The organism is Winogradskyella undariae (assembly GCF_013285155.1).
GTDB classification, from domain to species: Bacteria; Bacteroidota; Bacteroidia; order Flavobacteriales; family Flavobacteriaceae; genus Winogradskyella; species Winogradskyella undariae.
On record NZ_JABTEL010000012.1, the window covers coordinates 38,767 to 58,502 of the forward strand.

Genomic DNA, 19,736 nt, shown 5'->3' on the forward strand with positions numbered 1-19,736 from the left:
AATCACTTGATTGGGAGATATATGCCCATCTTAAAACTCTATAATATGGAAAATACTAAGTTTCACCTTTTGCTTGCTGATGATGATATTGACGATTGCGACTTCTTTGCGGAAGCTGTAAGCGAAATATCTAGTACCCTTACACTTTCGGTTTTAAATGACGGTGTAGCTCTTATGGATTTTTTATTGGCAGCGGACAACCCTGTTCCTAATCTTGTTTTTTTAGATATTAATATGCCTCGAAAATCAGGGAGCGAATGTTTAGAAGCTATGAAGTCTTCCGTTAAATTAAAGGCTATTCCTGTTGTTATTTATTCTACTTCGTTAGATCGTACGGTTGTTAATCATCTTTATGATTTAGGCGCTCATTATTACATACAAAAGCCCTGTGAATTCACTAATATAAAAAAGGCGATTACTAAAGCCATTTCTCAGATTACTGAGCTTGAAACGCCAGAGCGTTCGAGAGCTCAATTTATTATTGAACCTTAATTATTCCATGAGTATTAAAGCTGAACAATTTAATTTTTTAGAAGGAGGCGGTACTATTGGAGCCCACATTAGAACTAAAGATTGGACTACTACGTCTTTAGGAGCCCCAGAAACTTGGCCAGAGTCTTTAAAGATTATGGTAAGGACTATGTTAGACCATCCTTTTGGAATGTGTATTGCCTGGGGCTCCTCATACACTCAAATTTACAATACGGGTTATCTTCAGCTATTAGATCGTACTAAATACCCTGATGGTTTAGGACGAAGTATAAGAGACACTTTGGCGGAAGTTTGGGATCTTATTGGTACACTGTTAGATAAGGCGATGAAAGGCGAAGCCGCTCGGTTTTCAGATTTTTTGCTGCCTTTAAATCAGAATGGAGACGTTGAAAGTTGCTATTTTGATTTAGCTTTTAGTCCTATTAAGCTAGTCTCTGGAGCCGTTGGAGGTGTCCTGATCACTATTGTTGATGCGCCCCATAAAAGGCAGGTAGAAGACGAACAAAAGGCTCATGAAAATGAATTGGAGTTTGTATTGGAAGCCTCTAAACTAGCAACCTACGATTATAACCCACTGACTAACAGATTCACTTGCAACTCCAGATTAAAAGTCTGGTTTGGTTTGCCTGATAAAGCAGAACTAACACTCAGTGATGCCCTTAATGCCGTTGCTAAAAATGATAAGGAACGTGTTTCTAGTGCTATTAAAGACGTTTTAGAATACCGTTTAGGAGGAAATTATGATATTGAATATGCTATTATCAACCCCCTCACCTCAAAAGAAACCATTGTTCATGCCAGAGGTCGTGCTTGGTTTAATGACCATCAAGTAGCTTACAGGTTAACAGGTACCTTAGAAGATGTAACGGATCGAGTTGTTTCTCGAAAAAAAATAGAAGAAAGCGAACGAAATCTACGCCTTATGATTCTTCAGGCACCCGTTGCTATATCTATATTTAGAGAGAGTGATTATAAGGTTGAAATTGCGAATAAATACGCTTTAGAATTATGGGGGAAAACAGCAGCTGAGGTTCTTAATATTTCGATTTTTGATGCCATGCCAGAATTAATCTCTCAAGGTATAAAGGAATTGTTAGATGCTGTATCTGAGACAGGTCGCCGCTACGCGACCTCTGAGCATCCTCTTCAAATTAAAAGAAAAGGAATTTTAGAGACCATATATATCAATTTTTCTTACGAAGCCCTTTATGATTCTGAATTAAACATTAATGGTGTTATGGCCATAGGGTATGATGTTACCTCGCAGGTTTTAGCCCGAAAAAAGGTGGAAGAAAGTGAACAAAATATGCGTGCTTTAGTTGATAGTGCACCATTTCCAATAGGAGTTTTTACAGGGAAGGAGATGCGTATAACGCTTGCTAATCAATCTATTATGGACGTTTGGGGGAAAGGAAATGATGTGGTTGGAGAATTATTTACAAATATATTACCCGAAGTTGATAACCTGCCTGTTTTTGAGCAAGTGCAAGAGGTACTGCGAACTGGTGAACCGTTTCATGCTAAAAATGAATATGCAGATATTTTAACCAATGGCATTCTTAAGCGTGGTTATTTTAATTATAGTTTTACACCTATTGTTGATGCTGATGGTCAAGTTCATTCTGTAATGAATACAGCTGCAGACGTTACAGAACTGAATGAAGCTAAACAAAAAGTAGAAGAAAGTGAAAAGCGTTTTAGAAGCTCAGTAATGCAAGCTCCTTTAGGTATTGTTGTTTTTAGAGGTCCTGAGAATGTTATAGAAATGGCCAATGCTAGTTATTTGCAAATTGTAGATAAAACAGAAACAGAATTCGTAGGGAAACCACTTTTTGAAAGTTTGCCAGAAGTCGAAGAATCTATAGCTCCTATTATAGCCGCTATTTATGATACCGGAAATGATTTTTATGGTTATGAGTTTCCTATTGGGTTAACCCGTAAAGGGAAAACAAAAGTTAGCTATTTTAATTTTGTTTACCATCCGTTAAAGGAAAATAATGTTATTACGGGTATTATGGTTGTCGCTACAGAAGTTACAGCCACAGTAAAAGCGAAGCATCTTATAGAAGAAAATGAAGAGAAATTAAAACTTGTTATAGAAGCTAGTGAGCTGGGAATTTGGGATTTGAATCTTAGAACCCAGGCGATGGAAGCATCGGACCGTTGTTATGATATTTTAGGCTTTTCTAATGGTAATGCCTTAACACAAGAAAGGTTAATATCTTTTGTACACCCTGATGATGTAGATCTTAGAGAAAAGGCTTTTGAAAAAGCGTTTATTTCGGGTGTATTACATTACCAAGTTCGGATAATAGGAGAAGATCAAGTGCTGCGTTGGAAAGATGTAAAAGGCAAAGTTTTTTATGATGCTGATAATGTGCCAGAACGTATGCTTGGTACTGTTAGAGATATTACAGAAGAACGAAACTTTCATCAGCAGTTATTAGATCGCGAAGAGAAGTTTAGGCTTTTGGCAGATTCTATGCCGCAATTTATTTGGACCTCAGATCCGGAGGGGCATCTTAATTATTTTAATCAATCGGTTTTTGATTTTTCAGGATTGACTTTAGAGCAGATAAAAAAAGATGGTTGGTTACAAATGATACACCCCGATGATAGAGCCGAAAATATAAGGGTGTGGAATGAGACCATTAACTTGGGCAAGGATTTTTTATTAGAACATCGTTTCCGTAAACATGATGGAGAATACCGTTGGCAGTTAAGCCGTGCTATCCCTCAAAAGGATGCTGATGGAGTTATTAAAATGTGGGTAGGTACCAGTACCGACATTCAAGAACAAAAAGAATCTACAACCAAGCTTGAAAAGATGGTGCAGCAGCGTACTAACGAGTTGCAACAGAAGAATGTAGATTTGGAAAAAATGAATAAAGAGTTGCAGTCTTTCGTCTATATCTCTAGTCATGATTTGCAAGAACCTTTGCGAAAGATTCAGACTTTTGCCTCTCGCATAAAAGAAAAGGAGTTAGATCGGTTATCTGATAGTGCTAGGAATTATTTTTCTAGAATGCAGGTGTCCGCTTCTAGGATGCAAAATTTGATACAAGATTTAATAGCTTATTCTAGAACTAATGCTCAGGTGAGCACTTTTGATATTTACAGTCTTGAAGCGATTATAGATGATGCTAAAGAAACGCTAAGTGAAGAGTTGGAAGGAAAAGAGGTTTACTTTGAGCTAGAGAACATTTGTAATGTTAAGATTATTGTGGTGCAGTTTCAGCAGGTAATTTTAAACTTAATCAGTAATTCTATTAAGTTTGCTAAAGCTGATGTCCCCGTACATATTAAAATCAGTTGCGAGACCTTAAAAGGGGTGGCTACTGGTATTGCAGCTTTAAAACCACAGCGTACTTATTGCCATATCTGTTTCTCTGATAATGGTATTGGTTTTGAGCAGCACTACAACGAACGTATTTTTGAAGTTTTTCAGCGTTTGCACAGCAGGGAAGACTATTCTGGTACCGGTATTGGTCTGGCTATTGTAAAACGTATTATAGAAAACCATGAAGGTTTTATAAGTGCTAAAAGCAAGATGGGAGAAGGTGCTGTTTTTGATATTTATATTCCTGCACCTTAGTTATAGGATTATACATATTTATAGTATTACAAATGATTATAAAAATTCTAGGCTTCTGGTCTGTTTTTTTGAACCCAAAAATCATTTCAAAAAATATAATTCAAACTATTCTACGAATTAACTACATTTGCACTCGCAAAATTTCGTAACAACTTTCCTTTTATTAATAGGAGTAGAGACGTTATAGAAATTATAAATTTTACTAATAAGATTCCTGTTAAATAAAGGAATAAAAATATATTATCGATGAAAGCAGGAATCGTAGGATTACCAAACGTAGGAAAATCAACCTTATTTAACTGTTTATCTAATGCTAAAGCGCAGAGTGCCAACTTTCCGTTTTGTACAATAGAACCTAATATTGGTGTGGTAAATGTACCTGATCCTAGATTAGAGAAATTAGAAGAATTAGTTAATCCAGAGCGTGTTTTACCAGCAACTGTAGAGATTGTTGATATTGCAGGTTTAGTAAAAGGAGCGAGTAAAGGTGAAGGTTTAGGAAATCAGTTCTTGGCTAATATTAGAGAAACCGATGCTATTTTACATGTATTACGTTGTTTTAATGACGATAATATTATTCATGTTGATGGTTCTGTAGATCCTATTAGAGATAAAGAAACTATTGATATGGAATTACAGTTGAAAGATTTAGATACTGTAGATAAAAAATTAGATAAAGTAAAACGTGCTGCCAAAACAGGTAATAAAGAAGCGCAAAAAGAAGAAGCTGTTCTTCTTAAAATAAAAGAAAATTTAGAAGCAGGAGTTTCTATAAGAGCTTTAGAATTTTCGGAAGAAGATTATGAAGATTACGTTGTGCCTTCTCAATTTATTACAGATAAACCAGTAATGTATGTTTGTAATGTTGACGAAAGCGCTGCAACGACAGGAAATGCTTACGTAGATAAAGTGAAAGAAGCTGTAAAAAACGAAAACGCTGAGGTTTTAGTGTTGGCTGTTGGTACAGAAGCAGATATTAATGAGCTTGATGATTACGAAGAACGCCAAATGTTTTTATCTGATATTGGTTTAGATGAGCCAGGATCTGCTAAATTAATTCGTTCAGCTTACAAATTATTAAATCAGCAAACCTATTTTACAGCTGGTGTAAAAGAAGTAAGAGCTTGGACGGTAAATGTTGGTGCAACAGGGCCACAGGCAGCAGGAGTTATTCATACCGATTTTGAAAAAGGTTTTATTAGAGCAGAAGTTATTGCTTACAATGATTTTGTAGAATTTGGAAGTGAAGCTAAAGTAAAAGAAGCAGGAAAAATGCGCGTAGAAGGAAAGAATTATGTTGTAAAAGATGGCGATGTAATGCATTTCTTATTTAATGTGTAAAAAGAGGCAATAGATTTATAGCCTATAGATTAAAAAACATAGAATATAGACTAAAAGCAAGATAAATTTTTATCTTGCTTTTTTATTTAAATACCAAAAACTAATTATGAGAAAGTTAATTGTTACTATTTTATTATTGTTTGTGAATATTATTGTTTTCGGACAAAATAATTATGAAAACATTATTACAGGCTCCGTTTTTAAGGACGAAGTAAAATGGTCACGTGTGATTTTTTCAGAGAGTGATGGAAATGATGGTGTCGTATTGGTAAGAACAGTACAAAAAAAAGCTAGTAAGCCGGCAGATTCATATTTAGTAGAGCATTATGGTGCTGATTTAAAATTAATTAAAAGATCAAAAATTGATAATGCCTCTAGTAACATAGTAATAGATAATGGTATAATTAATATTATTTTGTTTGATGAAAAGAATAAAGCAAGTGGTTATGAATTTAGTGTGTTATCTGCCCCAATAAGTTCTATGGATTTTAAAAAGAAGAGTTTATGTTCCGTAGGGAAAGAAGAAAAACTAGGTGTTGCTTTATATGCTATGCCTAAATCATATGATCCAGCTGCTTTCGGAACTGTGTTTTTTTCAGAAAATAAAAATTTTATAGCTTTGAGTTTTGATATAAAAAATGATGATGTAGCAACTCATAAAATCGTTGTATTTAATAAGAAATTTGAAAAAGTAAAGGAGTATTTATTTAAGAAAAACATTAAAGATGATTTTTTCGTTTTTCAAAATGTTAGCTTAAATGATATAGATGGTACTGTTTATTTATTAGGTAAGATTTTTGAGAATAACTCTAGAGCGACTAAAAAAGATGATAAAATTAATTATCATTTTGAGTCCTATAAACTGAATGATAAAGATTATGAAACAATAGTTTTAAAAAACGATAATAATTTAATTAAATCTTTAAATTCAGTTACCAAAAACAATAAACTATCGTACGTAGGTTTGTACGGAAAAAACAAAGAGAGTAAATCAAGTGGAGTTTGTCGTTATTTAATAAACATTGAAAAATTTGAGCTTTTAAATAGTAGTTTTAATAAGTTCTCAAATCAGTTTATAATAGATAAATATGGTAAAAGTTCAGATAAAGAGTTGAAAGATATTTTGTTGTCTAATGCTTATATGGAAGACAATGGGGATATTATAATTACAGGAGAAGAGTATTATGTTGAATATGGAAAGGATTATCCAATATATTGTTTTGATGATATTATTTCAGCTAAAATTGATAATAAAGGCAAATTAATATGGGCTAGAAATATAAATAAAAATCAAAAAGCAGTTTTGCCATCATATACATCATATGTTTCTGTATATACAAACAACAAAATTTATTTCTTCTTTAATGCTTCTAGGAAAATAAAAGAATCTAAAAATGGAAGTGTTGAATTTTTAAAGTTTAAGAGTGATGATTCTGCTATCTATTCTGTTTCAATAGATGAAAATGGAAAAACAAATCATAAAAACATCTACCAAAATAAGGATTCAGATGTATTATTTCATTTTAATAATTTTGTAACAACTAAAGAGGATAATATAATATTATTTGGAAATTATGGAACAGAAAAACAATTAATTAAAATAGAAAAATAAATAAAAGTTTAAAAGTAAAGGTTCTGTTGTTTAACCTAACCATTGATTTTTAAAAAAATTCGAGTTATTTTATTAATACTATTTAATAAGAAGTTTTAGATAATTCCATTGACAAATATGTGATGGGATTAGGTGAAATACAGCTATTTTCATTGCGAGGACGAAGGACGTGGCAATCTCATAATCATAGTTAAATGCCAACACTAGAAATTAATACCATGATTAAAGCAGATTTAAAAACCTGTTTCGATTTAGCACGTAATATTGATTTTCATAAAGCGTCTATGGCACATTCAAGTGAAAAAGCTATTGCAGGCAAAACTTCAGGATTAATAGAGTTAGGAGAATCCGTAACTTGGGAAGCCACTCATTTTGGTGTCCAACAAAAATTAACTTCAAAAATCACAGAATTTGAAAGTCCAAACTATTTTGTAGACGAAATGGTGTCTAGTGCATTTAAATCCTTTAAGCACCAACATATTTTTCAAATTGAAAAGAATAAGACATTAATGATTGATAGATTTTCTTTTGAATCTCCTTTTGGAGTTTTAGGGAGATTAGCAAACTTTCTTTTTTTAAAACAATACATGAAGAATTTGCTAATGACAAGAAATGAATATTTAAGAATTAAAGCAGAAGAAATTTTTTAGTTTGAATATGGTAATTCCTGAATTTGAGATTGTAAGATTAATAGAAACCATTATAATTTCAGAACATGAAAGTTAGACAAACTTTTCTTTCTGGTATTATACTTGGTATCATTGGTATTGTGCTTTTTTCTTCAAAAGCAGTACTTATAAAATTAGCTTATCAATATAACATTGATGCACTTAGTATGTTGCAGCTGAGAATGTTATTTTCTTTTCCGTTTTATATCGTTATTGCTTATTTATACCGTAATGAAGAAAAAGAAGACATACAGCGACAAGATTATCTTTGGTTGATTTTTTTCGGGTTTGTTGGTTATTATTTAGCGAGTTATTTCGATTTTATAGGCTTAACTTATATAAAAGCTAGTTTAGAACGTATTATCCTTTTTATATATCCAACCATTGTATTGCTATTTAATAAATGGTTTTTAAAAAAGGTAATTACAAATAAGCAGAAACTAGCTATTATAATTACTTATGTTGGTATTATAATCACATTTGCGAGTGAAGTTTCTGTTTCAGGAAGCGAGACTTATTTAGGAGGCCTTTTTGTGTTTTTAAGTGCTGTAACTTATGCGGCTTATTTAATGGGGAGTGGTTGGTTAATTCCGAAATTTGGTGTGATGCGTTTTACCGCTTATGCTATGATTGTGTGTAGTATTTGTGTGTTTGTCCATTTTAGTATTTTTTCTGAGGTTGATATTTTTAGTTTCCCATGGCAAGTCTATGCTTTAGGACTGTGTATTGCTATTTTTGCAACAGTGATTCCTTCATTTTTAGTCTCTATTTCCATAAAATTGATAAGTTCGTCTAATTTCGCCATCGTTGCAGGTATTGGACCAATATCTACCATAATACTCGCCGTCATTTTTTTAAATGAAAGCTTAACAACAATACAGATTATTGGAACTGTAGTTGTAATTTTAGGAATCTTATTAGTTTCAAAAAAGAAGCGAAAAAAGAAAAGACAAGACTAAATATTTCTATTTAGAAGTTATGTTTTAAGAATATCAAGGTTCTCAACATTATCTATCATTATTGTTAATTAATTTAGCCGCTGATTGTTTCATTTTTTAAGGTATAATCTTATATTTAGCCTTTCAACCTAACACTTACCTATTCCTATGTCAGAACAGACAAATTATACTGAAGATAACATACGCTCACTCGATTGGAAAGAACATATCCGAATGCGTCCTGGTATGTATATCGGTAAGTTAGGAGATGGGTCTTCTCCAGATGACGGTATTTACATTTTACTTAAAGAAGTTCTAGATAACTCTATTGACGAGTTTGTTATGGGGGCTGGTAAAACCATTGAAATTTCTATTCAAGGAGAACGTGTTATTGTTCGCGATTATGGTCGTGGTATTCCTTTAGGAAAAGTGGTTGATGTTGTTTCTAAAATGAATACGGGGGGTAAGTACGATTCTAAAGCCTTTAAAAAATCAGTAGGTTTAAATGGTGTTGGTACCAAGGCTGTAAATGCGCTTTCTTCTTATTTTAGAGTAGAATCTACACGAGACAATAAATCGGCTTCAGCAGAATTTGCTCAAGGAAATCTTACAAATCAAGATCTTTTAGATGATACATCACGAAGAAAAGGGACTAAAGTATCTTTTATTCCAGATGAAATTATCTTTAAAAATTATAAGTATCGTAGCGAGTATGTCGTTAAGATGCTTAAATACTATGTATACCTTAATCCTGGATTAACCATTGTTTTTAATGGTGAAAAATTCCATAGTGAAAACGGGCTAAAAGATTTACTTTCAGAAAACATAAAGGATACCGACATGTTGTATCCTATTATTCATCTTAGAGGTGAAGATATTGAAATTGCAATTACGCATAGTAAAACACAATATAGTGAAGAGTACCATTCTTTTGTAAATGGACAAAACACAACACAAGGTGGTACACATTTAGCAGCTTACCGTGAATCTATAGTTAAAACCATTAGAGAATTTTATGGTAAAAATTACGAAGCTTCAGATATTAGAAAATCAGTAGTTACAGCAATTGCTATTAAAGTAATGGAACCTGTTTTTGAAAGTCAGACAAAAACTAAATTAGGTTCTACAGATATGGGAGGCGAGTTGCCAACCGTAAGAACATATATTAACGACTATGTAAAACGTTATTTAGATAACTATTTACACAAAAATCCAGATTCAGCTGAAAAATTACAACGTAAAATTCTTCAAGCAGAACGTGAGCGTAAGGAATTATCTGGAATTCGGAAATTAGCAAAAGATAGAGCAAAGAAAGCGAGTCTTCATAATAAGAAATTACGAGATTGCCGTGTGCATTTCGGAGATACTAAAAACGATCGCAATTTAGAAACTACTTTATTCATTACGGAGGGAGATTCTGCATCGGGTAGTATTACAAAATCTCGAGATGTAAATACGCAAGCTGTTTTTAGTTTAAAAGGAAAGCCTTTAAATTGTTATGGATTAAGTAAAAAGATTGTTTATGAAAATGAAGAATTTAATTTACTTCAAGCAGCTTTAAATATAGAAGAGTCTTTAGAAGATTTGCGTTATAACAATGTGGTGATTGCAACAGATGCCGATGTCGATGGGATGCACATTCGTTTATTGCTGATTACATTTTTTTTACAGTTTTTTCCTGAAGTTATAAAAGATGGTCATTTGTATATTTTACAAACGCCATTATTTAGAGTCCGAAATAAAAAAGAAACCATCTATTGTTATTCTGAACAAGAACGACGTGATGCTATGGAGAAATTAAAACCAAAACCAGAAATTACTCGATTTAAAGGTTTGGGTGAAATTTCGCCAGATGAGTTTGTACATTTTATAGGTGCGGATATTCGATTAGATCCAGTAATGTTAGATAAGGATATGTCTATTGAAGATTTACTGTCTTTTTATATGGGTAAAAACACACCAACACGTCAAGAATTTATTATTGACAATCTTAAAGTTGAATTAGATGTTATTGAAGAAGATTTGTAATTCTATTAAACATATTTTTTTGTTGAATTGCCTTGCTTCGAATTTAGAAAGCAAAATTAAAAATCAAAAGTGAATACTAAATAATGAGAACAGATAACAGGGAAATAAAAAACACCATAATTTCTATCTATTTTATACTGTTAGTCATTGCGGTTTTGTTGGCAACAGTTTTTAGATCTTTTCGTTTGGTTGAAGGAGGTTCATTATATGTGTTATTAGGTTTGTTGGTCGCTGTAATTATTGTACATTTTGTAGCTCGTTTTTTTGAATATGATAGCGATGGCGCTAATGTAATTATTACAAATAGCGGATTGATTCTTAATGATCATTTTAATTACCGAGAAAATAAAGTTGAAGTTCCTAGAGAAAAATTAACAGGATATAAAATTAGTAATTATTATTTGTATAAGAATTTAACTATTTATACTACAGGTAGTAGCGGTAGTATTTCAAATGAAAGCTTTAATATAACACTTTTGAAACGTAAAAAAATTAGATACGTAAGACAGTCTTTAAAAAAGATTATAAAAGAAAATAAATCTCACAAATTAGGATAGATGGCAGAAGAAGAACATGAAGAATTTATAAATGAGGATAACGGTAGTCAAGAGACAATTACCAAGGTTACCGGAATGTATAAAGAGTGGTTTTTAGATTATGCTTCTTATGTTATTTTAGAACGTGCAGTTCCGGCAATTGAAGATGGTTTTAAACCTGTTCAGCGTCGTATAATGCATTCTATGAAAGATTTAGATGATGGTCGTTACAATAAAGTAGCGAATATTGTTGGTCATACTATGCAATATCACCCGCATGGTGATGCAAGTATTGCAGATGCTATGGTTCAAATTGGTCAGAAAGATCTTTTAATAGATACTCAAGGAAACTGGGGGAATATATTAACAGGAGACCGTGCAGCAGCATCTCGTTATATTGAAGCTAGACTTTCTAAGTTTGCAATGGATGTGGTTTATAATCCTAAAATTACAGAATGGCAAGCTTCTTATGATGGTCGTCGTAAGGAACCTATAAATTTACCTGTAATGTTTCCGTTATTGTTAGCGCAAGGAGGTGAAGGTATTGCGGTTGGTTTGTCTACAAAAATATTACCTCATAATTTTATTGAGCTTATTGAGGCTTCTGTAAAGCATTTAAAAGGAAAACGATTTACTATTTTACCGGATTTCCCAACGGCTGGTATTGCAGATTTCACAAACTACAATGATGGTTTGCGAGGTGGAAAAGTGAGAGTGCGTGCACAAATTTCTCAACGAGACAAAAATACACTTGTTATTACGGAGATTCCTTTTGGTACAACAACAACTTCGCTTATAGACTCTGTGCTTAAGGCGAATGATAAAGGAAAAATTAAGATTAAAAAGATTGAAGATAATACAGCAGCTAAAGTTGAAATTTTAATTCACTTGCCTGCAGGCTTATCACCAGATAAAACTATTGATGCACTTTTCGCTTTTACAAGTTGTGAAACTTCAATTTCGCCATTAGGTTGTGTAATTGAAGATAACAAGCCTTATTTTGTTGGTGTTACAGAAATGTTACGTCGTTCTACAGATAATACAGTTCAGCTTTTAAAAAGTGAATTAGAAATAAAATTAGGTGAATTTCAAGAGCAATGGCACTTTGCGTCTTTAGAGCGTATTTTTATTGATAAAAGAATTTACCGCGATATTGAAGAGGAAGAAACTTGGGATGGTGTAATTGAAGCTATCGATAAAGGACTTCAGCCACATATTAAACATTTAAAACGTGCTATTACTGTTGAAGATATTACACGTTTAACTGAGATAAGAATTAAACGTATTTCTAAATTTGATATCGATAAAGCACAACAGAAAATTGATGCTTTAGAAGATCAGATAGCTGAAGTAAAACATCACTTAGCGAATCTAATCGATTATGCTATAGCGTTTTTTGAAAGATTGAAACGAGATTACGGTGAAGGTAAAGAGCGTAAAACTGAAATCAGAATCTTTGATGATGTAGATGCTACAAAAGTAGTGATCAGAAACACGAAGCTTTATGTTAATAGAGCTGAAGGATTTATTGGGACCTCACTAAAACGTGACGAATATGTTTGTGACTGTAGTGATATCGATGATGTTATTGTATTCACAAATCAAGGAACTATGATGGTGACTAAAGTGGATTCTAAAACTTTTATAGGTAAGAATATTATTCATGTTGCAATTTTCAAGAAAAAAGATAAGCGTACTATTTATAACATGATTTATCGCGATGGTAAAACCGGACCATCTTACGTGAAGCGATTTGCGGTAACAAGTATGACGAGAGATCGTGAGTACGATTTAACTAATGGAACAAAAGGTTCTGCTTTATGGTATTTTTCTGCAAACCCTAATGGTGAAGCAGAGGTTGTAACTATAATGCTAAGACAAGTTGGTAGTATTAAGAAATTAAAATGGGATTTAGACTTTGCAGATGTTCTTATAAAAGGTAGAGTTTCTAAAGGGAATACGGTTACTAAATATGCGATTAAGCGTATTGAGCTAAAAGAAAAAGGAGTTTCAACATTAAAACCTCGTAAAATTTGGTTCGATGATACGGTTCGTCGTTTAAATGTAGACGGAAGAGGTGATTTAATTGGAGAATTTAGAGGTGAAGACAGGTTGTTAATTATTACTCAGTCTGGAATAGTAAAAACGATTACGCCAGAATTAACAGCGCATTTTGATAATGAAATGATTGTTATGGAAAAATGGATTCCTAAAAAACCAATTTCAGCAATTTATTACGACGGAGAGAAAGAGCGTTATTATGTTAAGCGTTTTATTATTGAGCATGAAGGTAGAGAAGAAGACTTTATTTCGGATCATCCAGATTCTCAATTAGAGATTGTTTCTACAGATTGGCGTCCAGTTGTAGATGTAGAATTCACAAAAGAACGTGGTAAAGAACGCAAACCAAATCTAGAAGTTAATCTTGAAGAATTTATTTCAGTAAAAGGTATTACTGCCTTAGGTAATCAGTTAACTAGAGATAAAATAAATCAAGTAAACCCGTTGGAATCGTTGCCTTATGAATTTGAAGAGGAGGAGGTTGTTGATACGGAAAACGAAAAAGATTCTGGAGATTCAGAATCTCAATCTAAAAGTGAAGATGAAGAAGATCAAGCTCAGGGTTCTTTATTTTAAAGTTATTCATTTACATAAATCAAAAAAGCTGAAGTGGTTTCCATTTCAGCTTTTTTGATTTTAAAAAATTATCAAACCTTATTATCTTTAACTCGGTTTTATTTGCTACTATTTTATTCTTGTTGCTGTGCCTTTCTCTACGCGAGAAGGTTTATTAGCTCTTTTTACAGCGCGTTTATATTCAAAAGTGTATGAATCTTTAGTTGTAGAGAGAATCTTCATGTGTATCGCTTCTTTTTCCGCATTACTAACAGGGTGTAGTTTTTTTAGAATAAACTCGCAGTCATTAATCCATCTTACGGAAGATGAATCTTCAACACCTTCATGGTAATCTATATTTAGGTCTTCTGTTCTTTTAAATCTGTTTGTTTGCTCAATACCGTCTATGGTGTAGGTAAATTCAAAAGTACCAGTTTTAAAATCCGAACAATTGCGTTCTGCTGTCGAGTAGCAGCTTGTTAATAGTGTTAGTGCTAATATGGATAAGAGTAACTTCATAAGAATCTTTTGGCAAAGATAACTAATAGCAAAATTATAATTAAGGGTTATAACTCTTAAAAGTTCCATTTTTATAAAAGATAACTATTTTTTCAATCTCTGAATCCGATTCAGAACTGGGAACAGAAACCGAATCATGTTTTACTGTTTGTTGTTTCTCAACTATTTCTTGATCAATAGGCTTTGTGGGTTCTGAAATTTTTAACCCTGGTAATTCTGGTGTATTAGGATTATTAGGGAAATTTCCTTTTCCATTCAGTAACCAATATAATTCTACTTCCGGGTAGGCGTGTAGAATCTTCATAACAAAGTCTAAACTAGGTTTATTTCTTCCAGATAATATATGTGAAATGCTAGAGCGTTGTACTCCGATTTTTTCAGCAAAACCAGAAGCAGATTCGTTATAAAAATCGATTACTTTTTGTAAACGTTTAGTGAATTCAGTTGAGTTTATCATTGTAAACATTTAGGTTGTGTTTGCCGTGGTACAAATGTAAACATTAGAGTTTAGATGACCTAAATTATTACTGTTTTAAATATATTAAGCATAAATAATCACTTTAGTTTAGGTATGTAAACAACTGAAAACAAGACGAATGATGTATTATATTGTGTTGTGACTATTTATTGTAGGAAATGTTGATTTATAAGTAAACTACTTTTAAAATTCACGTTTACGGTTGTAACTTAAAAGCTGGTTTTTATTGTTTACATTTGTAAATGAGTAAATGATTACATTTGTAACCAAGAAAATAACCTTATGAATCTAGAACTTTTAAACCATATATACTTAGAGTTAAAAACTGAAGAATTACACGGTCGTTATATAACGAATTCACATATACAACCCTGTATTGATAAATTATCAAAACCTATTATAAAGACACTTGGTTATTCTGTTGAAGAGCGACCAATTTATAGTTTAACATATGGACAAGGACCAATTAAAGTTTTATTATGGTCTCAAATGCACGGAAACGAATCTACATCTACAAAAGCACTTTTTGATTGTTTTAATCTTTTAGAATCGGATCATGATGTTGCTAAACGAATTTTAGAGCGTTGTACTTTGGTTGTAATTCCTATATTAAACCCAGATGGTGCGGAGCGTTTTACACGCTTAAATGCTAATTTAGTAGACTTAAATAGGGATGCTCAAGATTTAACACAACCAGAAAGTAAGATATTACGTCAAATATATAATGATGTAAAACCTGATTATTGTTTTAATTTACATGGACAGCGTACTTTATTTAGTGTTGGTGAAACAAATAAGGTTGCAACATTATCATTCTTATCACCTGCACAAGATCCAGAACGTACGCTAACAGCGAATAGGAAAGCTTCTATGGCTATTATAGCTGAAATTAATAAACTATTACAGATCGAAATTCCTAATGGCATAGGACGTTATGATGATGGTTTTAATTTGAATTGCGTTGGAGATACTTTTCAAAACTTTGGTGTACCAACACTTTTATATGAAGCTGGTCATTATGCTGATGATTATGATAGGGAAGAGGTGAGAAGATTTATGTTTTTAGCAATACTTAAAGGTCTAGATGCGATAATTAATGAAATTAAGCAGAAAAACTACGAATCTTACTTCTTAATTCCTGAAAATGGAAAGTGTTTCAATGATATTATCATACGAAATGTAAAATATTCTGATTCAAACGAACTTGTAGATATAGCTATTCAGTATAAAGAAGTGTTGATTTCTAGAGAATTACATTTTACTCCTGTGGTTGATGCTATTTCTGACTTAAAAACTAAATTTGGTCACAAAGAAATAGATGCAAAGGGCTGTGCTGTAACAACATCAGGTAATTCTGAGTTAAATATAGGTTCCGAAATCGTTTTCGTAATGGTAAATGATGAAAGAATCTTATTAAAACCTTAAAATAATTCATTTAAAATGCACAATCGTTAACTTAAATGTCTTAATTTTGCATTTACTTTAAATATTATATGATTATGGCAAAGTTTAAATTAGATGAAGTTGATCACCAGATTCTAGATATGTTAATTGATAATACACGAATTCCTTTTACAGATATCGCTAAGAAATTATTGATTTCTGCAGGTACTGTACATGTACGTGTAAAGAAAATGGAAGAAGCAGGTATTATTATGGGTTCATCATTAACCTTAAATTACCAAAAACTAGATTATTCATTTATAGCTTATGTAGGTGTTTTTCTTCAAAATACATCACAGACTAAATTTGTTTTAGAACGTATTTCTGATATACCATATGTAACGGTAGCACATATTACAACAGGGAAATTCAATATTTTTTGTAAAATAAGAGCTAAAGATACCATGCACGCTAAAGATATTATCTTTTTGTTAGATGATATTGATGGTGTTTATAGAACAGAAACAATGATTTCTTTAGAGGAAAGTTTAAATGATAAAAAACGATTAATGCATACTATTTTTAATGAATTGTAAGCATTAGAATATATTTTAACAAAAGCCCTTAGTTTATTTTACTTTGGGCTTTTTTTTGTAAAATTGGTATATGAATAGACTTAGTACATCAGAATGCAATGCTTACTTTCAGCCTTATATAGATAAGGTTAATAAATACGAAAGTTTGGTAGAGGGATTAAAACAACATCTAGAGTCAGTTGCTTCTTTTTATCATAGTATTCCGGAAGAGAAATATGATTATGCTTATGCGGAAGGTAAATGGACTGTAAAAGATGTGTTATTACATATTATAGATACAGAACGTATTTTGGCTTATAGAGCACTACGTATAGCGAGAGGTGATAAAACGTCTTTAGCAGGTTTTGAACAAGATGGTTATGTTGAGCACGGTTTTGCTAAAAACCGTTCAATGGAAAGCTTAATTGAAGAGTATAAAGCAGTAAGACAAGCTACTATTACTTTGTTTAATTCATTAACAGGAGATAATTTACTTTTTATAGGTGAGGCTTCAGGTTTTCCTATTTCTGTTAGAGCTTTAGGTTATATTATATTAGGTCATGAAAATCATCACAACCTAATTATAAAAGAGCGTTATCTTTAATTGTTATAATACTCAAAAGCTTCTGAGATTAATTCATTTGTAGCTACACAGTCTATTTTAGGTTGCCCTATAGCTTCAAGAAGTACAAATTTTACAATACCATGACTGTTTTTCTTGTCGTATTTTAATAATTCGACAATTTGTAATTGATCTTCTTTAGTAATTTCAACTTTAGAAAACGTTTTTAGAATGCCTTCATTAATAATTTCTAAGCTTTCATTGCTTAAACCACAAACTTTGGTAGAGAGGTAAGTTTCTAAAATCATACCTAATGCAATAGCTTCTCCGTGTAGAAGTGTTGTTTTTTCGTCATTTTCAAGAAAATAACTTTCTATAGCGTGGCCTAGAGTATGTCCGAAATTCAATATTTTTCTTAAACCTTGTTCTGTTGGGTCAGAGGTTACAACATCATTTTTTATAATCACCGATTGATGGATTAAACTATCTAAATCAGAAATATCTAGTTTTTCAAGATGCGTTAAAGTATCCCAATACTTTTCGTCATAAATTAAACCGTGTTTTAGCATTTCAGCAAATCCAGAAACCATTTCGTTCGGAGGTAATGTATCTAAGAATGATGTGTCTATACCAACCATTTTACCTTCAGTAATTACACCAACTTGGTTTTTTAAAACACCTAAATCTACACCTGTTTTACCTCCAACGGAAGCATCAACCATGGCCAATAAAGATGTAGGAATGTTAATGTATGGAATACCTCTCATGTAAGTACTGGCAACAAAGCCACCTAAATCGGTAACAACACCGCCACCTAAATTGATTAATAAGCTTTTGCGGTCTGCGTTATATTCAGATAAAGCTTCCCAGACACCTGTACAGATATCAATGGTTTTATGTTCTTCACCGTTTGGCATTTCCATAACCTCAATGGCGATATCTCCATTTTCTAAGCGTTCTAAAAACTTAGGTAGACAATAATCGTGCGTGTTAGTATCAACTAGAACAAATATTTTTGAAGGTTCAGTTGTTTTTATATAACCGTTAAGTTCTGTGTAAACATCAGAGTTAAAATATACAACGGCGTCTTTTGTAGTAATAGAATTCATATTAAAAATTATAATCAGTAATAATATGTGAAAATACTTCCTTTTTAGAAAAAAATGTAAAACAATATTAAATATATTTGTCATTACATATTCTTTAAGCTAATGATAGATCGTTCACTCTTTGAGAACACAGCTACGGCCTTTACTCTAAAATCTGATTCAGAATTAGATCGTGCGTATTTTTTATTTAAAATGATTTCTTCAGAACCATTGGTTCGGATTGGAACTATTGCGACAAATTTTGCATTAAAAGCGCATCTTCCTGTAGAAAAACTTATACGAGCCACTGTTTTTGATCATTTTTGTGGTGGAATTAATGAAGATGACTGCTTGCCCGTTATAGATAAACTATACACGGAAGGTGTTAGTTCTGTTTTAGATTACTCTGTTGAAGGTAAGGATGAAGAAAATCAGTTTGATAATGCTTTAGAAAAAATCCTGAAGATTATTAATTTTTGTGATGATAGGGAAGCGATGCCAATCGTTGTTTTTAAGCCTTCTGGTTTTGGGCGTTTTGCATTATACCAAAAGAAAACAGAAGGTGTTGCTTTAACTACAGATGAAGAAGCTGAATGGGAGCGCATAGTTAATAGATTTGATACCGTTTGTAAATTAGCAAAATCCAAAGATGTAGAAGTTTTAATTGATGGCGAAGAAAGCTGGATGCAAGACGCTGCAGATGATTTAGTAGAGGAAATGATGCGTCGTTATAATAAAGATGTCACAATTGTTTATAATACTTTACAGCTCTATCGTTGGGATCGTTTTGATTATTTAAAAAAATTACATCAAAACGCGATTGAAAATGGGTTTAAAATAGGAGTGAAGATAGTTCGTGGTGCTTATATGGAAAAAGAACGTGAACGCGCTTTAGAGAAAGGTTATGATTCTCCTATTTGTGAAAGTAAAAAAGTAACTGATGATAATTTTAATGAAACATTAAATTATATTTTAGATAACTTAAATGTAATCTCTGTTTTTATAGGAACACATAATGAAGCAAGTTGTTATTTAGCTATGGATCTTATGGAAAAACATAACATATCTAAACAAGATAATAATGTTTGGTTTGGACAATTGTACGGAATGAGCGATCATATAAGTTTTAATTTGGCAGCACAAGGTTATAACGTTGCTAAGTATATTCCGTTTGGACCAGTTAAAGATGTGATGCCTTATTTAATAAGAAGAGCAGAAGAAAATACTTCGGTTTCTGGGCAGACAAGTAGAGAATTAACCTTATTAAAAACAGAAAAAAAGAGACGTAAATCGTAGTTAGGTCTA

General features: G+C 32.1%; 16 protein-coding genes. 13 read left to right on the forward strand and 3 right to left on the reverse strand.

Going from position 1 to position 19,736, the window contains the following annotated elements; translation table 11 throughout:
• Nucleotides 1-45 precede the first annotated feature (45 nt).
• From HSX10_RS14960 to HSX10_RS15000, 9 genes are all read left to right on the forward strand, one after another.
• Complete coding sequence (locus HSX10_RS14960) at nucleotides 46-492, forward strand: response regulator (protein WP_173589051.1); 447 nt, start codon at nucleotides 46-48, stop codon at nucleotides 490-492.
• A 7-nt stretch (nucleotides 493-499) separates the two neighbouring features.
• Nucleotides 500-4,087, forward strand: a complete 3,588-nt coding sequence (locus HSX10_RS14965) for a PAS domain S-box protein (RefSeq protein WP_173589052.1) — start codon at nucleotides 500-502, stop codon at nucleotides 4,085-4,087.
• Nucleotides 4,088-4,333: 246 nt separating this feature from the next.
• Complete coding sequence (gene ychF, locus HSX10_RS14970) at nucleotides 4,334-5,428, forward strand: redox-regulated ATPase YchF (RefSeq protein ID WP_173589053.1); 1,095 nt, start codon at nucleotides 4,334-4,336, stop codon at nucleotides 5,426-5,428.
• 106 nt (nucleotides 5,429-5,534) lie between these two features.
• Complete coding sequence (locus HSX10_RS14975) at nucleotides 5,535-7,040, forward strand: hypothetical protein (protein WP_173589054.1); 1,506 nt, start codon at nucleotides 5,535-5,537, stop codon at nucleotides 7,038-7,040.
• 194 nt (nucleotides 7,041-7,234) lie between these two features.
• The gene (locus tag HSX10_RS14980) at nucleotides 7,235-7,690 is read left to right on the forward strand and encodes an SRPBCC family protein (RefSeq protein WP_173589055.1); all 456 of its coding nucleotides are present in this window, start codon (nucleotides 7,235-7,237) and stop codon (nucleotides 7,688-7,690) included.
• 65 nt (nucleotides 7,691-7,755) lie between these two features.
• Nucleotides 7,756-8,667: a DMT family transporter gene (locus HSX10_RS14985; protein ID WP_173589056.1), complete on the forward strand. Its 912-nt coding sequence runs from the start codon at nucleotides 7,756-7,758 to the stop codon at nucleotides 8,665-8,667.
• Nucleotides 8,668-8,814: 147 nt separating this feature from the next.
• A complete protein-coding gene (locus tag HSX10_RS14990; protein WP_173589057.1) occupies nucleotides 8,815-10,674 on the forward strand; it encodes a DNA topoisomerase IV subunit B in 1,860 nt (619 codons plus the stop codon).
• 83 nt (nucleotides 10,675-10,757) lie between these two features.
• Nucleotides 10,758-11,231: a hypothetical protein gene (locus tag HSX10_RS14995; protein WP_173589058.1), complete on the forward strand. Its 474-nt coding sequence runs from the start codon at nucleotides 10,758-10,760 to the stop codon at nucleotides 11,229-11,231.
• Nucleotides 11,232-13,847: a DNA gyrase/topoisomerase IV subunit A gene (locus HSX10_RS15000; protein ID WP_173589059.1), complete on the forward strand. Its 2,616-nt coding sequence runs from the start codon at nucleotides 11,232-11,234 to the stop codon at nucleotides 13,845-13,847.
• Nucleotides 13,848-13,955: 108 nt separating this feature from the next.
• Here the strand turns inward: HSX10_RS15000 and HSX10_RS15005 are convergent, their stop codons facing one another.
• Nucleotides 13,956-14,345 carry a hypothetical protein gene (locus HSX10_RS15005; protein WP_173589060.1) on the reverse strand — a complete coding sequence of 130 codons (390 nt, stop codon included), beginning with the start codon at nucleotides 14,343-14,345 and terminating at the stop codon, nucleotides 13,956-13,958.
• Between the two features lie 40 nt (nucleotides 14,346-14,385).
• Nucleotides 14,386-14,802 carry a helix-turn-helix domain-containing protein gene (locus HSX10_RS15010; protein WP_173589061.1) on the reverse strand — a complete coding sequence of 139 codons (417 nt, stop codon included), beginning with the start codon at nucleotides 14,800-14,802 and terminating at the stop codon, nucleotides 14,386-14,388.
• Between the two features lie 303 nt (nucleotides 14,803-15,105).
• On the opposite strand from HSX10_RS15010, the gene HSX10_RS15015 reads away from it, so the two are divergent.
• From HSX10_RS15015 to HSX10_RS15025, 3 genes are all read left to right on the forward strand, one after another.
• Nucleotides 15,106-16,248, forward strand: a complete 1,143-nt coding sequence (locus HSX10_RS15015; RefSeq protein ID WP_173589062.1) for a M14 family zinc carboxypeptidase — start codon at nucleotides 15,106-15,108, stop codon at nucleotides 16,246-16,248.
• 74 nt (nucleotides 16,249-16,322) lie between these two features.
• On the forward strand, nucleotides 16,323-16,802 hold the full coding sequence (locus tag HSX10_RS15020; RefSeq protein ID WP_173589063.1) for an Lrp/AsnC family transcriptional regulator: 480 nt from the start codon (nucleotides 16,323-16,325) through the stop codon (nucleotides 16,800-16,802).
• A 70-nt stretch (nucleotides 16,803-16,872) separates the two neighbouring features.
• Complete coding sequence (locus HSX10_RS15025; RefSeq protein ID WP_173589064.1) at nucleotides 16,873-17,385, forward strand: DinB family protein; 513 nt, start codon at nucleotides 16,873-16,875, stop codon at nucleotides 17,383-17,385.
• On the opposite strand, the gene aroB is transcribed toward HSX10_RS15025, so the two are convergent.
• The gene (gene aroB / locus HSX10_RS15030) at nucleotides 17,382-18,452 is read right to left on the reverse strand and encodes a 3-dehydroquinate synthase (RefSeq protein WP_173589065.1); all 1,071 of its coding nucleotides are present in this window, start codon (nucleotides 18,450-18,452) and stop codon (nucleotides 17,382-17,384) included. The genes HSX10_RS15025 and aroB overlap by 4 nt on opposite strands.
• A 102-nt stretch (nucleotides 18,453-18,554) precedes the next feature.
• On the opposite strand from aroB, the gene HSX10_RS15035 reads away from it, so the two are divergent.
• Nucleotides 18,555-19,727: a proline dehydrogenase family protein gene (locus HSX10_RS15035; protein WP_173589066.1), complete on the forward strand. Its 1,173-nt coding sequence runs from the start codon at nucleotides 18,555-18,557 to the stop codon at nucleotides 19,725-19,727.
• Nucleotides 19,728-19,736 lie beyond the last annotated feature (9 nt).

Coding starts and splice junctions, on each gene's coding strand:
- HSX10_RS15005 (WP_173589060.1), bottom strand. CDS start 14,345: ATGAAGTTACTCTTATCCATATTAGCACTAACACTATTAACAAGCTGC.
- HSX10_RS14960 (WP_173589051.1), top strand. CDS start 46: ATGGAAAATACTAAGTTTCACCTTTTGCTTGCTGATGATGATATTGAC.
- HSX10_RS14995 (WP_173589058.1), top strand. CDS start 10,758: ATGAGAACAGATAACAGGGAAATAAAAAACACCATAATTTCTATCTAT.
- HSX10_RS15025 (WP_173589064.1), top strand. CDS start 16,873: ATGAATAGACTTAGTACATCAGAATGCAATGCTTACTTTCAGCCTTAT.
- HSX10_RS14985 (WP_173589056.1), top strand. CDS start 7,756: ATGAAAGTTAGACAAACTTTTCTTTCTGGTATTATACTTGGTATCATT.
- HSX10_RS14980 (WP_173589055.1), top strand. CDS start 7,235: ATGCCAACACTAGAAATTAATACCATGATTAAAGCAGATTTAAAAACC.
- HSX10_RS15015 (WP_173589062.1), top strand. CDS start 15,106: ATGAATCTAGAACTTTTAAACCATATATACTTAGAGTTAAAAACTGAA.
- HSX10_RS14990 (WP_173589057.1), top strand. CDS start 8,815: ATGTCAGAACAGACAAATTATACTGAAGATAACATACGCTCACTCGAT.
- HSX10_RS14975 (WP_173589054.1), top strand. CDS start 5,535: ATGAGAAAGTTAATTGTTACTATTTTATTATTGTTTGTGAATATTATT.
- aroB (WP_173589065.1), bottom strand. CDS start 18,452: ATGAATTCTATTACTACAAAAGACGCCGTTGTATATTTTAACTCTGAT.
- HSX10_RS15020 (WP_173589063.1), top strand. CDS start 16,323: ATGGCAAAGTTTAAATTAGATGAAGTTGATCACCAGATTCTAGATATG.
- ychF (WP_173589053.1), top strand. CDS start 4,334: ATGAAAGCAGGAATCGTAGGATTACCAAACGTAGGAAAATCAACCTTA.
- HSX10_RS15035 (WP_173589066.1), top strand. CDS start 18,555: ATGATAGATCGTTCACTCTTTGAGAACACAGCTACGGCCTTTACTCTA.
- HSX10_RS14965 (WP_173589052.1), top strand. CDS start 500: ATGAGTATTAAAGCTGAACAATTTAATTTTTTAGAAGGAGGCGGTACT.
- HSX10_RS15010 (WP_173589061.1), bottom strand. CDS start 14,802: ATGATAAACTCAACTGAATTCACTAAACGTTTACAAAAAGTAATCGAT.
- HSX10_RS15000 (WP_173589059.1), top strand. CDS start 11,232: ATGGCAGAAGAAGAACATGAAGAATTTATAAATGAGGATAACGGTAGT.